This window comes from Neorhizobium sp. BT27B (assembly GCF_050455485.1).
Lineage (GTDB): Bacteria > Pseudomonadota > Alphaproteobacteria > Rhizobiales > Rhizobiaceae > Neorhizobium.
Genome location: NZ_JBCIYT010000003.1, coordinates 319,801 through 333,310, shown reverse-complemented (window position 1 = coordinate 333,310; position 13,510 = coordinate 319,801). Strand labels below are relative to the sequence as shown.

Annotated in this window: 13 protein-coding genes; 6 read left to right on the top strand and 7 right to left on the bottom strand. The window is 59.7% G+C overall.

Annotated features, from left to right (window positions below; translation table 11 throughout):
• Positions 1–59: 59 nt before the first annotated feature.
• The 7 genes from AAIH70_RS10285 to AAIH70_RS10255 all read right to left on the bottom strand — a co-directional run bounded on the left by AAIH70_RS10285 (position 60) and on the right by AAIH70_RS10255 (position 7,420).
• Positions 60–1,205: an iron-containing alcohol dehydrogenase gene (locus AAIH70_RS10285; RefSeq protein WP_132272146.1), complete on the bottom strand. Its 1,146-nt coding sequence runs from the start codon at positions 1,203–1,205 to the stop codon at positions 60–62.
• Entirely contained in the window at positions 1,202–2,587 is a 1,386-nt protein-coding gene (locus tag AAIH70_RS10280; RefSeq protein WP_132272145.1) for an aldehyde dehydrogenase family protein, read from the bottom strand. Before AAIH70_RS10280 ends, AAIH70_RS10285 begins: the two co-directional genes overlap by 4 nt.
• Before the next feature lie 33 nt (positions 2,588–2,620).
• Positions 2,621–3,040: a type II toxin-antitoxin system VapC family toxin gene (locus AAIH70_RS10275; protein WP_132272144.1), complete on the bottom strand. Its 420-nt coding sequence runs from the start codon at positions 3,038–3,040 to the stop codon at positions 2,621–2,623.
• On the bottom strand, positions 3,030–3,470 hold the full coding sequence (locus AAIH70_RS10270; RefSeq protein ID WP_132272143.1) for a helix-turn-helix domain-containing protein: 441 nt from the start codon (positions 3,468–3,470) through the stop codon (positions 3,030–3,032). Before AAIH70_RS10270 ends, AAIH70_RS10275 begins: the two co-directional genes overlap by 11 nt.
• A gap of 82 nt (positions 3,471–3,552) precedes the next feature.
• Entirely contained in the window at positions 3,553–4,923 is a 1,371-nt protein-coding gene (locus tag AAIH70_RS10265; protein ID WP_132272142.1) for a glutamine synthetase family protein, read from the bottom strand.
• Positions 4,924–4,997: 74 nt separating this feature from the next.
• Positions 4,998–6,515: an amino acid permease gene (locus AAIH70_RS10260; RefSeq protein WP_132272141.1), complete on the bottom strand. Its 1,518-nt coding sequence runs from the start codon at positions 6,513–6,515 to the stop codon at positions 4,998–5,000.
• 134 nt (positions 6,516–6,649) lie between these two features.
• Positions 6,650–7,420 carry an N-formylglutamate amidohydrolase gene (locus AAIH70_RS10255; protein ID WP_132272140.1) on the bottom strand — a complete coding sequence of 257 codons (771 nt, stop codon included), beginning with the start codon at positions 7,418–7,420 and terminating at the stop codon, positions 6,650–6,652.
• Between the two features lie 171 nt (positions 7,421–7,591).
• Here AAIH70_RS10255 and AAIH70_RS10250 point away from each other — a divergent pair, with 171 nt between their 5' ends.
• The 6 genes from AAIH70_RS10250 to AAIH70_RS10225 all read left to right on the top strand — a co-directional run bounded on the left by AAIH70_RS10250 (position 7,592) and on the right by AAIH70_RS10225 (position 13,461).
• Positions 7,592–8,500 carry a MurR/RpiR family transcriptional regulator gene (locus AAIH70_RS10250; protein ID WP_132272139.1) on the top strand — a complete coding sequence of 303 codons (909 nt, stop codon included), beginning with the start codon at positions 7,592–7,594 and terminating at the stop codon, positions 8,498–8,500.
• 130 nt (positions 8,501–8,630) lie between these two features.
• Positions 8,631–9,734, top strand: coding sequence for an ABC transporter substrate-binding protein (locus tag AAIH70_RS10245; RefSeq protein WP_132272138.1), 1,104 nt, complete (start codon positions 8,631–8,633; stop codon positions 9,732–9,734).
• Between the two features lie 69 nt (positions 9,735–9,803).
• On the top strand, positions 9,804–10,676 hold the full coding sequence (locus AAIH70_RS10240) for an ABC transporter permease (protein ID WP_132272137.1): 873 nt from the start codon (positions 9,804–9,806) through the stop codon (positions 10,674–10,676).
• Between the two features lie 10 nt (positions 10,677–10,686).
• On the top strand, positions 10,687–11,475 hold the full coding sequence (locus AAIH70_RS10235) for an ABC transporter permease (RefSeq protein ID WP_132272136.1): 789 nt from the start codon (positions 10,687–10,689) through the stop codon (positions 11,473–11,475).
• Positions 11,476–11,486: 11 nt separating this feature from the next.
• Entirely contained in the window at positions 11,487–12,548 is a 1,062-nt protein-coding gene (locus tag AAIH70_RS10230) for an ABC transporter ATP-binding protein (protein ID WP_132272135.1), read from the top strand.
• 322 nt (positions 12,549–12,870) lie between these two features.
• A complete protein-coding gene (locus AAIH70_RS10225; protein ID WP_132272134.1) occupies positions 12,871–13,461 on the top strand; it encodes a DAK2 domain-containing protein in 591 nt (196 codons plus the stop codon).
• The last annotated feature ends 49 nt before the right edge of the window (positions 13,462–13,510 follow it).

Genomic DNA, 13,510 nt, shown 5'->3' with positions numbered 1-13,510 from the left:
GCCGCGGGTTTTGCTCCATATTTTCATGGCCGATTAAAAACGCCTCGACAACGGAACAGTTAAAAGCAGTCGCGAAACAGAGCTTTTGTGTTTTCCAGCGTTAACGGAACCGGATTGCCGCCGGCACTCGGATCCTCGATCGCCATCGCCGCAAGCTCGTCGATACGGTCAGGCGTGATTCCCATGGCCGTCAGCGTATCGGGCACGCCAAGCTCGGAGCGCAGTGACAGGACGTAATCGTAAAATCCGTCAAACCCGCCGGTTATGCCGAGATAAGCAGCAGCGCGAGAAATCTTGTCCTCGATCGCAGCGCGGTTGAAACGCAGCACGGCCGGCATCACCACCGCATTCGTCATGCCATGATGGGTGTTGTAGACGGCGCCGATCGGGTGCGACAGCGCATGGATGGCGCCAAGCCCCTTCTGGAAGGCGACGGCACCCATGGCGGCGGCCGACATCATGTTGGTACGGGCTTCCAGATCGGTCCCTTCCCTGTAGGCGCGCGGCAAAAATTCCTTCACCAGTCGTAGGCCTTCAAGCGCGATGCCGGCCGACATCGGGTGATAGAAGGGCGAGGAATAGGCTTCGAGGCAATGCGCGAACGCATCCATGCCGGTGCCGGCGGTGATCACTTTTGGCATGCCGACCGTCAGTTCCGGATCGCAGATCACCACGCCGGGCAAAAACTTCGGGTGAAAGATGATCTTTTTCACATGCGTCTGCGAATTGGTGATGACCGAGGCGCGACCGACTTCCGAACCGGTGCCGGCCGTGGTCGGAACGGCGACGATCGGCGCGATGCCCTCGACCGACGCCCGCGTCCACCAGTCGCCGATGTCCTCGAAATCCCAGACAGGCCGGGTCTGCCCGACCATGAAGGCCACGCATTTGCCGAGATCCAGCCCTGAGCCGCCACCAAAGGCCACGACGCCGTCATGCCCGCCATCGCGAAACGCCTTGATGCCTGCTTCGAGGTTGATCTCGTTCGGGTTGGGATCGACATTGGCAAACAGCGCGCGCCCGAGACCCGCCTCCTCCAGCACGTCGAGAGCCGTCAGCGTGATCGCCATGGTCGACAGGCCGCGATCGGTAATAAGCAGCGGCTTTTTCATGCCGAGCGACTTGGCTGCCTCGGCCAGTTCCCTGATCCGGCCACGGCCCATCTTGACGACGGTGGGATAACTCCAGTTCGCAACGATGTTCATGCTGTGACCTTCTTCAGGTGATAGGACTTTGGACGCGTGAGATTGTGGAAGCCGAGAACCGAGAGCGAACCGCCCCGGCCGGTCTGCTTGACGCCGGTCCAGACCAGCGCAGGGTCGAGATAATCGGCGCGGTTCATGAACACGGTGCCTGTCTCGATTTCGGCACCGATCCGCGACGCCCGCTCGACGTCCTTTGTCCAGAGCGAAGCGGTGAGGCCATACTGGCTGTCGTTCATGAGCGCCAAAGCCTCGTCATCGCCCTTCACCTTCATGATGCCGACCGCCGGCCCAAAGGTTTCCTCGCGCATGAAGGCCATGGAGTGATCGACATTCACCAGAACCTGCGGCGCGAGATAGGCGCCACCATCATCGGCCGGAAACAGTTTTGCATCGACCAGCGCCTTGGCGCCCTTGGCAACGGCATCCGCCACCTGCTCGCGCACCAGTTTGGCAAACCGCTTATTGGCCATCGGCCCGAGTGTTGTCTCCGCATCCAGCGGATTGCCAAGCTTGTAGTTAGACACCCACGCCACCGACTTTTCGACAAAGGCGTCGTAGAGGCTTTCATGCACATAGACGCGTTCGATACCACAGCAGCACTGGCCCGAATTGAAGGTCGCACCGTCCATCAGCGTATCGACCGCCGCATCCAGATCGGCATCCTCCATCACGTAACCGGGGTCCTTGCCGCCAAGCTCCAGTCCCAACCCGGTAAAGGTGCCGGCAGCGGCCCGCTCGATGGCACGCCCGCCCTCCACCGAACCGGTGAAATTGATGAAGTTGAAGGAGCCAGCCGCAATCAGCGCAGCACTCGTCTCGTGATCGAGAAAGACGTTCTGAAACACGTCATCCGGCACGCCGGCCTCGATAAAGGCACGCACCATCCGCTCGCCCACCAGCAGCGTCTGCGCCGCATGTTTGATGATGACGGTATTGCCGGCCATCAGCGCCGGCGCCACCGTGTTGATGGCGGTCATGTATGGATAGTTCCATGGTGCGATGACGAAGACGACGCCATGCGGCTCGCGTTCGATGCGGCGGGCAAAATTTTGGCTGTCCTCCACCTCGATCGGTTTCAGCGCATCGGCGGCGATGGAGGCGACATAGTTGGAGCGTTCGTTGAAGCCGCGAAATTCACCGCCATAGCGCACCGGCCGTCCCATCATCCAGGCCAGTTCCGGCACCACCTCGTCCACCATCTCGTTCAGCCGGGCGACACCTTTCATCACCAGTTGCACGCGGTCTTCCAGCGGCCGCTTCGCCCAGCTTTTCTGTGCCTTTTTTGCCCGCGCGACAGCCTCTTTCGCGGCATCGAGAGAGAGCACCGGCCGCTCGGCATAAACCGAGCCATACACCGGCGAAATGCATTGGATCATCGTCATTTCCAGAAAGTCTCCCAGATTTCAGCAGAGGTATCAGCAGGCGAGCGTGCGGACATGACCCGCAGCACCGTAGTCGAGAATGGCACGGTCACGCGTGATGATGGTGAGGTCGTGTTCGCGGGCGGTGGCGATGAGAATGCGGTCCGCTGGATCGCGATGGATAGGATCGGGCAGGAAACAGGATTTCATGAGAATGTCGGAGGACACATTAGCAAGCCGCGCGGCCAGTCTCGCGACGGCTTCTTCGAACCACAATTTCGGATCCCTGCGGATGATCAGGCGTCCCTTGCCGACCAGCATGCCGATTTCCCATGCGGAGAAAATCGAAACCCACACGCGATCGGAAACCGGTTCGATACTACGCATCACGCGCTGCGCCTCGGCGCCAATGGCTTCGTCCTCGGCAAGATAGATCAGGGCGCAGGTATCGAACAGATAACGCTCAGTCCTCATAGGCTTCGACCCAATCCGGCTCGACAGGAGCAGTCAAATCCACCCCCGCGGCGATCGTGACGGTGCCCTTCATGCATCCTCGCACACGATCGTAAAAATTGGTCGCCTCGAGATCGAGGCCTTCCTGCCGCATACGCCGGGGACGTTGTTCGGCAGGGAACTCGGAAACATCCGTCGCACTGTCATAACTGGTTTGATTATCCTCAGCGAAACCAATGACACCTCCCCGCCGATGCGCGGCGATTTCAAGCGGCGATACCTTGAGATATTCCGCCACGCCATCCTGCTCCTCGGCGCTCATCTTGCGCTCGCCCTTCAGCATGCGGGAAACGGAACTCGGATCGAGCTTCAGATGTTTGGCCAGCTCGCTACTCGACGAGCCGATTTCCTTCAGCCTTGCGAAAAACCAGTCACTGTCGATCTTGACCATGGCGCCATCCTCGAAAACCAAATTCAACCTAGGCGATTATCGAGAAAAACTCAACAATCGCCGGAAATCGGTTGCAGTTTCCTCACGCCCTTTCGAACCCGCGCGCCACCTCCCAGTCGGTCACCCGCCGGTCATATTCCTCCTGCTCCCACTGCGCCGCACGCGTATAATGATCAATCACGTCATCGCCAAAGGCTCGGCGCAGCATGGCGGATGTCGTCATCGTTTCGGTTGCAGCGCGCAGCGTCACCGGGATTTCGCGCACGTCCTTGACACCATAGGCATCCCCCACGAAAGCCGGCTCCAGCGCCATCTTCTGCTCGATGCCGTCAATACCCGCCGCGATCAGTGCCGCCATGGCGAGATACGGGTTGAGATCGGCCCCACCGACACGGCATTCCACACGCACCGCCTTGGTGTCCTCTCCGCAGAGCCTATAACCGGCGGTGCGATTGTCCTTCGACCACACGGCCTTGGTGGGCGCAAACGTGCCGGCCACGTATCGCTTGTAGGAATTGATGTAGGGCGCCAGAAAATAGGTGATCTCGCCGGCATGGGCGAGCAGGCCGGCAATATAGTGCCGCATCGTTTCCGACATGCCGTGTTCGCCATTCTTGTCGAAAAACAGCGGCGTCTTGCCATCCGCGCTCCACAGCGACTGATGGATATGCGACGATGAACCGGCGGCCGAATAATGCCACTTGGCGAGAAACGTGATGGCCTTGCCCTTGAGGAAGGCGATTTCCTTGCAGCCGTTTTTGACGATCACATGCCGGTCGGCCATGGTCAGCGCGTCGGTATAACGGACGTTGATCTCCTCCTGCCCCGCCGATGCCTCACCCTTGGAATTTTCCACCGGAATACCCGCGCCCTGCAGGCCGGTGCGGATGGCCCGCATCACATCCTCTTCCTTGGTGGTCTGAAAGATGTGGTAGTCCTCGTTATAGGCGCTGGCGAGTTTCAGGCTGCGATAACCGCTCTGCTCCGCCTGTTCATAGGTCTGGTCAAACAGAAAGAATTCCAGCTCCGTCGCCATGAAGGCCTTCATGCCCATGGTTTCCAGCCGCGCCACCTGCTTCTTGAGAATGGCGCGCGGCGAATGCGGCACTTCCTCATGGGTGTGGTGATCCAGCACGTCGCACAGCACCAAAGCCGTGCCCTCCAGCCACGGAATGCGCCGCAGCGTCGAAAGGTCCGGCTTCATCGTATAATCGCCATACCCCTTCTCCCAGCTCGTCGCCTTGTAGCCGGAAACGGTCTCCATCTCGATATCGGTGGCCAGCAGATAGTTGCAGCTATGGGTCTCCTTCCAGGCGCTTTCGACGAAAAACTCCGCCTGAAAACGCTTGCCCATCAGCCGGCCCTGCATGTCCACCTGACAAGCAAGAACAGTATCGATGACGCCATCGGAGACGTCAGCCTTCAGGTCTTCGAATGTGTATGCGGTGGTCATGCTGCTCCCACTTTCATGTCCATGTCGGATAAATCGGCCGGCGGCATTGCCGCCGGCCCCTCCTCATCATCCGGTCAGGCGCGCGCTGCCGCCGAAGCTGCGATCGCCTTTTCCTTGTGTTCCAGCGCAAACTCCTCTTCCGGCGACAGGATCAGCTTGTGACGGCCGATCAGCGCGAAATAGGCAATGGCGACTGCGAACCATACGGCCACCCACAACACGCCCTTGGTGAAGTTCGGATCCTGCACCTGATAGACCAGCGTCACGCAGGCGATGATCACCGTCAGCGCCGCACCCGGAATTCCGAGCGGCGAACGGAACGGCCGTTCGATGTTCGGCAGGTTTTTGCGCAGCAGGATGAAGGAGATCGCCTGCATGATGTAGGAGAACATTGCTCCGAACACCGCCATGTTGAGCAGCACCGCGCCGATGACGCTGCCGCCGGCTTCTGCCCCCAGCGAGAACCAGATGACCAGCATGACGGCGAGACCGACGGCTGCACCGGTCAGCATGGCAATATGGGGTGTGCGGAATTTCGAGTGCGTGATCGACAGCACGGTCGGGAAATAGCCCGCACGCGACAGCGAATAGATCTGACGGCCCTGCGCATAAAGGATCGTATGGAAGCTGGCGATCAGGCCGGTGAGCGCCACGAGGCCGAGAACCACCACGCCGCTATCGCCGTAAACCGCCTTGAACCCGTCGAGCAGCGGCTCCAGCGCCGAACCGAGATGGAAGGCGCCGACGCCCGGCAGCGACGGGTTGAGCAGCACGATCATGAAGGCGGACACCATCAGCGTGATGATGCCGAGAATGATGCCCTTGGGCATGTCACGCTTGGGATCGACCGATTCTTCGGCAGCCAGCGGCAGCTGCTCGATGGCGAGGAACAGCCACACGGCAAAAGGCAGTGTCGCCAGCACGCCGGAAAAGCCGAAGGGGAACCAGGAACCATTGCCTTCCGGCAGTTCGATCGCCGCACCGTCCGGCCCGACGCCGATATTCAGCGCCCAACGCGAAAAATCCATGTTCGGGATGGCGCTGATCCAGAAGAACACCAGCACAGCCAGCGAAATCAGCGTGATCACCAGTGTCACCTTGAACGACAGTTCCAGCCCAAAAATGTTGAGTCCGAGGAAGACCGCGTAGAAGAACACCCACAAGAGCGGCGAATAGACCGGGTCCAGCCCTAGAATGGTGTTCACGTAAGCGGTAATGAACGTCACGATGACGGCGGGCGTCAGCACATATTCGACGTTTTCGCAAAGCCCGGTGATGAACCCGCCCCATGGACCCATGGCGGTACGGGCAAAGGAATAGGCCGCACCGGTATGCGGCAAAGCCGGGCTCATTTCGGCGATAGAGAATGTCAGGCCGAGATACATGATGGCGATGATGATGCCGGCCACCAGCATGCCGCCCCAGCCGCCCGTGGCAAAACCAAAGTTCCAGCCGGAGAAATGGCCGGAAATGACCGCGCCGACGCCGAGCGCCCAGAGCGACCATACGCCCGCATAACGGGATAGATGTCTTTTTTCGAAATAGGATGCGTCAGCCTTTTTGTAGCTGACCCCTGATGATGAATTGTCCATGCCTTCTCTCCTGATCAAAGAAAAAACAGGCGACCGGCCGGAATGGCCGAGCAACGCCCCCAGTACGATTTTCGGCATCGCCCGATATTTCGGTGTCGGCGCCGGACATTAGCTGTTTCCCTAGAAGTCTTTCGTCAGGCGTCCACGAGGCTTTCGCGCAGCAGACCCGTCAGGAAATCGGCCACGAATCCTTGGCCGACATCATCTGTAATCAAATCGTTCCTTATCTCGATCATGACATTGAGAAGCCCTGGCCCGATGGCATGGACTTCCAGCGTGTGGGTCACGCCATCGGCGGCCCCGTAAGGTTCGTTGCGGGCGATCAGGTACAGGTTTGTATCGGCAGCCGCCGCCAGCATGCGATCGGCCAGCCGACTGTCCCGATCATGCAGAAAGCCGATCTCCACTTCGCGCTTCTGGCCGTAATAGACCGGCGTAAAGCTGTGCACCGTCACCAGCACAGTCGCCCTGCCCGCTTTTGTCCGGGCAGCAATTTCCTGTGCAATCCGTCCCTGAAACGGCAGATAGAGCGCCGCAGTTCGCCGCGCCTTCTCCGCCTCCGACAGGTTCTCGTTGCCGGGAATGCGAAACACTTCACTGACATCGCGCATCGCAGCCGGCGACGTCGGCGGCCTGTTGCAATCATAGATCAGCCGAGAAAATCGCTGGTAGACCAGCACGGCATCCAGATTTTTCGCGATGCGTTGGGAAACAGCAAGAGCGCCGGGGTCCCAGGCGATATGCGATGTCAGCGCATCGGCCGGCAGACCGAGATCGCCATAGCCTTCGGGCAGCCGGTTGGAGGCATGTTCGCAGACCAGCAGCACATCGCTGCGACCACCGGCATTGTCGACCGCAACCGGATCGCCATCCGCCTCTGTCAGAACTGCAGACTGCACCAACATGCATGCCCCGCCGGGTTGGTTAAAAAACCATCAAGAAAAGAATTCTTCATCTTTTGGTTGAGGTCAATCGCCTTTCTGAAAGAATCTTTTCAATGCCGCCATTGACAGGAGCCACCGCTCGATTGTTAATTTCGCTCAAACCGGCAAAGACCGGAGGGGAACATAGCATCCGTGCCAGAGACCTCGCGCACAGTGTCAGACGTCATACGCCGCGGCTACGACGGACTGACGCCGACCGAGAGGAAACTGGCGGATAGCCTGCTGGAGAACTATCCGGTGTCTGGGCTTGGCAGCATAACCGCGACTGCGGAAAACGCCGGTGTTTCGACGGCGACGGTGGCGCGCGCCGTGCAGAAACTTGGCTTCAAGGGTTATCCCGAATTCCAGCTGCGCCTGCATCAGGAGCTGGAAGCAACGATTTCCAACCCGATCGCCAAGCACGATCACTGGCAGGACCGCTGGGCCGCGCGTGCCCCCGATACCCATATCCTCAACCGCTTTGCCGAAGCCGTGACCGACAATTTGCGCGACACGCTAGCCGAGATCGACATCGCGGCGTTCGACGGCACGACGGCTCTGCTGCAGGATCTGGATCGCCACCTCTATTTCATCGGCGGCCGCATCACTGGCTCGCTTGCCGAGTATTTTTTCACCCACATGCAGGTGATCCGGCCACGCACCACGCTGATTTCCAACAATTCCAGTTCATGGCCGCAGCATGTGCTCAACATGAATGCCGGCGACGTTCTGGTGATCTTCGATATCCGCCGTTACGAGCAGGAGATGGCGACGCTGGCGGAAGCCGCCAAAGCGGCCGGCGTCGTCATTGTCTTGTTCACCGACCTCTGGGCCTCGCCGGTGGTCCGCCATGCCCGCCACACGTTCAAATCCCGCATCGAGGCGCCCTCCGCTTGGGATTCTTCGGTGGTCACGCTGTTTATTGTGGAAGCGCTGATCGAGGCGGTACAGAGTGCAGGCTGGGAAACCACCCGCAAACGCATGCATTCCTTGGAAAATCTTTTCGAGCGAAGCCGTCTTTTCCGCCGTTTGGGGAAAAACGATCGCGTAAAAGAGGAGTGATCCACTAAAATCCGTGGAAATCCAAAGCTTTGCATTGATGCATGCTCAGCTGTGCATACTGTCACATACGATACATGAACCGGCTCTACGAGTGTCGCCCGACACGAACTGAAAACCTCAGGAGGATCCCGTGATCACCAAGACCAAACGTCTTCTGTCCATCACCACCGCCATGGTCGTTGCTTCGACCAGTTTTGCCTTCGCCGAGCCGAGCGCAGAGCTGATCGCAGCCGCCAAGAAGGAAGGCTCGCTCACCACCATCGCTCTGCCCCACAGCTGGTGCGGTTACGGCGACATCATTGCCGGCTTCAAGGCCAAGTACGGCATCGAAGTCAACGAACTGAACCCGGATGCAAGCTCGGGCGACGAAATCGAAGCCATCAAGGCCAACAAGGGCAATACCGGCCCGCAGGCGCCTGACGTCATCGACGTCGGTCTCTCCTTCGGCCCATCCTCCAAGGCTGAAAAGCTGATCCAGCCCTACAAGGTATCGACCTGGGCTTCGATCCCGGACGACGCCAAGGATGCTGAAGGTTACTGGTACGGCGATTATTACGGCGTTCTCTCCTTCATCGTGAACACCGACATCGTCAAGAAGGTCCCGAAGGACTGGAAAGACCTGACCGGTTCGGACTACGCCAACTCGGTTGCTCTCGCCGGTGACCCGCGCTCGTCCAACCAGGCCGTTCAGGGCGTTTACGCCGCCGGTATCGCCGCTGGCGAAACCGATGCCACCAAGGCTGGTGAAGCCGGCCTTAAGCTGTTTGCCGAAATCAACAAGGCCGGCAATTTTGTGCCCGTCATCGGCAAGTCCGCTTCGCTCGCTCAGGGCTCCACCCCGATCGTCATCGCCTGGGACTACAACGGTCTGTCCTGGCGCGACACGCTGAAGGGCAACCCGCCGCTCGAAGTCGTCGTTCCGGAAACCGGCGTTGTAGCCGGCGTCTACGTACAGGCGATCTCGGCCTTCGCACCGCACCCGAACGCTGCCAAGCTGTGGATGGAATACATCTACTCCGACGAAGGCCAGCTGGGTTACCTGAAGGGCTATTGCCACCCGATCCGCTTCAACGATCTTGCCAAGAACAACAAGATCCCGAAGGAAATGCTCGACGCCCTGCCGCCGGCCGCTGCCTATGAAAAGGCAAAGTTCCCGACGCTCGACGATCAGGCCGCTGGCAAGACCGCAATCACCACCCAGTGGGACAAGGTTGTTGGCGCCAACATCCAGTAATGTCTGAAATCGGCCTCCCCGTTTCAACGCGGGGAGGCTTTTATTCCTCCGGCAGAAACGGCGGCATTGATGTCCACCGCATCCCCCTTCATCGACCGTCGCACGATCATCGACTGGCTCGGCATCGCGCCGTTCATGATCTTTGCCCTGATGTTCCTGATCGTTCCGACGCTTTATCTCGTCACCGGCGCGTTTTTTAACGCCGAAGGTCAGTTCACCTTCCAGAACATCGCCGACCTGTTTACGCCGACCATTCTGTCCGCCTACTGGATCTCGATAAAGGTCTCGCTTGCCTCCTCGCTCGGTGGCGCGCTGATCGGCTTTGCGCTGGCCTGGGCGATCGTGCTCGGCGGCCTGCCCTCGTGGATCCGCAACGGCCTTTTGACCTTTTCCGGCGTCGCCTCCAACTTTGCCGGCGTGCCGCTCGCCTTCGCCTTTATCGCCACGCTGGGCCGCACCGGCCTCGTGACGGTCTTCCTGCGCGACTGGTTCGGCTTCAATCTCTATTCGACCGGCTTCAACCTTCTTTCCTTTTTCGGCCTGACCATCACCTACATGTTCTTCCAGATCCCGCTGATGGTGCTGATCCTGACGCCAGCTTTGGACGGCCTGAAAAAGGAATGGCGTGAGGCTTCCGAAATCCTCGGTGCCTCGACATGGCAATACTGGAGGATGATCGGCCTGCCGATCCTGTGGCCGAGCCTGCTCGGCACATCCCTGTTGCTGTTCGCCAACGCCTTTGGCGCCATCGCCACGGCCTATGCGCTGACTGGCGCCTCGCTCAACATCGTGCCGATCCTGCTGTATGCGCAGATCCGCGGCGACGTGTTGCATAACCCCAATCTTGGTTATGCACTGGCGCTCGGCATGATCGTCATCACCGGCCTCTCCAACGTGCTGTACATCTGGCTGCGTATGCGCGCCGAACGCTGGCAAAAGTGAGGGCGCGACCATGAAGATGAGCAAATTTTTCGCCTGGCTCGCCATCGCCGTCGGCGTCACCTATTTCTTCGTGCCGCTGCTTGGCACGTTCGAATTTTCGCTGCGCATGCGCCGAGGCGAATATTCGCTGGATGCCTATGGCTCGGTGTTTTCCGACGTGCAGTTCCAGCAGACATTTGGCTTCTCGATGCTGATGGCGCTGTTCACCATCGCCTTCGGCATGCTGCTGGTCGTGCCCACCGCCTATTGGGTACGCCTGCGCCTGCCGCAGATGCGCCCCTTCGTGGAATTCGTCACGCTGATGCCGCTGGTCATCCCGGCCATCGTCATCGTGTTCGGTTATCTCAGGCTCTACAATTCCTCATCCTACATCCCCTTCACCGGCTCGACCTTCGGCACCAATATCCTGCTGGTGATGTCCTATATCACCCTGTCGCTGCCCTATATGTACCGCTCGGTCGATACCGCCATGCGCACCATCGACGTGCGCACGCTGACGGAAGCTGCCGAAATCCTCGGTGCCAAATGGCCGACCATCCTGTTCAAGTGCATCTTCCCGAACGTCATGTCGGGCGTGCTGTCGGGCGCCTTCATCACATTCGCCATCGTCATCGGCGAATTCACCATGGCAGCGCTGCTCAACCGTCCGGCCTTCGGCCCCTATCTGCAGTTGGTCGGCGCCAACAAGGCCTATGAGCCTTCGGCACTCGCCATCATCGCCTTTGCCATCACCTGGCTTTCCATGGGCCTCATCCAGCTCGTGTCGCGCTTCGGCAAGCTGACACAGTCCCGTCCTTAAAGGTTTTCCCAATGCCCTTTCTCGCACTCGCAAACATCAAGAAGAGCTTTGGCCAGACCCAGGTCGTCCATGATTTCAACATGGCGATCGAAAAGGGCGAGTTCATCTCCTTCCTCGGCCCGTCCGGCTGCGGCAAGACGACGATCCTGCGCATGATCGCCGGCTTCGAGCAGCCGAGCGGCGGCACGATCCATATCAACGGCAAGGATCAGACGCGACTGAAACCCAACCAGCGCAATATCGGCATGGTGTTTCAGGCCTACGCGCTCTTCCCGAACATGACCGTGTTCGACAACGTCGCCTTCGGCCTCAAGGTCGCAGGCCAGCCGAAAGCCGAAATCGAGACGCGGGTGAAGGAGATGCTGAAACTCATCCATCTCGAACATCTGGCCGACCGTTACCCCTACCAGATGTCCGGCGGCCAGCAGCAGCGCGTGGCACTGGCGCGCGCGCTTGCGCCAAAGCCGCAGGTCCTGTTGCTGGACGAGCCACTCTCCGCTCTCGACGCAAAGATCCGCGTGTCGCTGCGTGAGGAAATCCGCCAGATCCAGCGCCAGCTCGGCATCACCACCGTTTTCGTTACCCATGACCAGGAAGAGGCGCTGTCGATCTCCGACCGCATCGTCGTCATGAATGCCGGCCGCGCCGACCAGATCGGCACGCCATCTGACATCTACAACCGCCCGACCACACGCTTCGTCGCCTCCTTCGTCGGCACGCTCAACATCATTGAGGCAACGATCGTCGATCCGGCCGCCGGCACCGTGATGATCGGCGACCAGACGATTGCACTGCGCGAATCGATAGCCGACAAGACCGGTGGCGAAACCATCTCGCTGGCTTTGCGCCCGGAAGCGGGCTCGCTGTCCGAAAGCGCCAAGGGCGACACCGCCCTGACCGGCAAGGTGGTTTCGGCAAACTTCCTCGGCTCGGTGGTGCGAACCCGCATCGCGGTGGGCAAGAACACTGTCTCGTTCGACATGTTCAACTCGCCGGATCTCGTCATGCCCGCGCCCGACGAGGTCGTAACCCTGCGCTTTTCGGCCGGCGATCTTCTCGTGATCCGCGACTAATTTTAGCGGGCGCTTGTGGAAAAAGCGCCCGCGCCGCAATTTGTGATCACCGATTACGAAAAATCGTAAAAGGCCGTGAGGGCAGAAGAACGGGCGACGCGGCCTGTTTTATGACTTCGGGCCGAAATGACAACATAAGCCCTGTTTTCCCGGCATTCTGGGCTGCAAGACAATGCGGCAGCGCACAATAAATTGGACCATCGAGCGCCACTCCGTTTCGCCCAAATCTCGCCAAGCAGCCTACTTTCACCGGCTTTCTACCCTTGCCAAGCTAAAAACTTTTTGAAAGACCGGAGAGGCACAAGAAAGAAAGGCAGGGTTCATGCGGAACACCGACAGCGTTTCAATCTTCGAGATGTTCTCCGAGATCGCCGTGGCGATCAACGAAAACAGCCACCGGCTGGTGCACCTGACGGACCAGGAAGGCCGCGGCGACCACGGTGCGATCACACCCGACATGTTCGACGCCATCGAGGCAGCTCTTGCCGGCCTTGAACCGTCCGAATGGACCCCCGGCCGCTATTTCGACCTTGCTGCCGAAACCCTGCTGACCATACCAGGCGTCGCACCTCGCCTCTATGCCAGCGCATTCCGCCGCGCCGGCAGCGCGCTGATGCGCAAGCGCTCCATTCTGGCTGAAGACTTTGGCAACGCCTTCGCCGCGATGGCGACAAGCTTTCGCGACCATGCCGAGCGTGAACCCGGCGGTGCCGAGATCGCCAGCGTCTGGCTGCGGGCGGCAAAAGCCTATTCCGCAGAGGCGCAGGCGGGTGGTGGAATTCCGGCCTGCCTCGAGGCGGCCACCACGGCGGCCGAAGACAAGCCGGCAGGGTTTCCCGCACGCGGCGCAGGTGAACTGTCATCCATCCTCGTCATCCGCGCCATGCGGGATGCACTGAGCCAGGAAAATTGAAATCTTCGAAGGCACGCGTCATGCGGGTGTCATTTGTCTTTTCTAGCGT

Bases quoted from the DNA above. Each gene is read 5' to 3' on its own strand.
- AAIH70_RS10285 (WP_132272146.1), bottom strand. From the start codon at position 1,205: ATGAACATCGTTGCGAACTGGAGTTATCCCACCGTCGTCAAGATGGGC.
- AAIH70_RS10280 (WP_132272145.1), bottom strand. From the start codon at position 2,587: ATGACGATGATCCAATGCATTTCGCCGGTGTATGGCTCGGTTTATGCC.
- AAIH70_RS10275 (WP_132272144.1), bottom strand. From the start codon at position 3,040: ATGAGGACTGAGCGTTATCTGTTCGATACCTGCGCCCTGATCTATCTT.
- AAIH70_RS10270 (WP_132272143.1), bottom strand. From the start codon at position 3,470: ATGGTCAAGATCGACAGTGACTGGTTTTTCGCAAGGCTGAAGGAAATC.
- AAIH70_RS10265 (WP_132272142.1), bottom strand. From the start codon at position 4,923: ATGACCACCGCATACACATTCGAAGACCTGAAGGCTGACGTCTCCGAT.
- AAIH70_RS10260 (WP_132272141.1), bottom strand. From the start codon at position 6,515: ATGGACAATTCATCATCAGGGGTCAGCTACAAAAAGGCTGACGCATCC.
- AAIH70_RS10255 (WP_132272140.1), bottom strand. From the start codon at position 7,420: ATGTTGGTGCAGTCTGCAGTTCTGACAGAGGCGGATGGCGATCCGGTT.
- AAIH70_RS10240 (WP_132272137.1), top strand. From the start codon at position 9,804: ATGTCCACCGCATCCCCCTTCATCGACCGTCGCACGATCATCGACTGG.
- AAIH70_RS10235 (WP_132272136.1), top strand. From the start codon at position 10,687: ATGAAGATGAGCAAATTTTTCGCCTGGCTCGCCATCGCCGTCGGCGTC.
- AAIH70_RS10230 (WP_132272135.1), top strand. From the start codon at position 11,487: ATGCCCTTTCTCGCACTCGCAAACATCAAGAAGAGCTTTGGCCAGACC.
- AAIH70_RS10225 (WP_132272134.1), top strand. From the start codon at position 12,871: ATGCGGAACACCGACAGCGTTTCAATCTTCGAGATGTTCTCCGAGATC.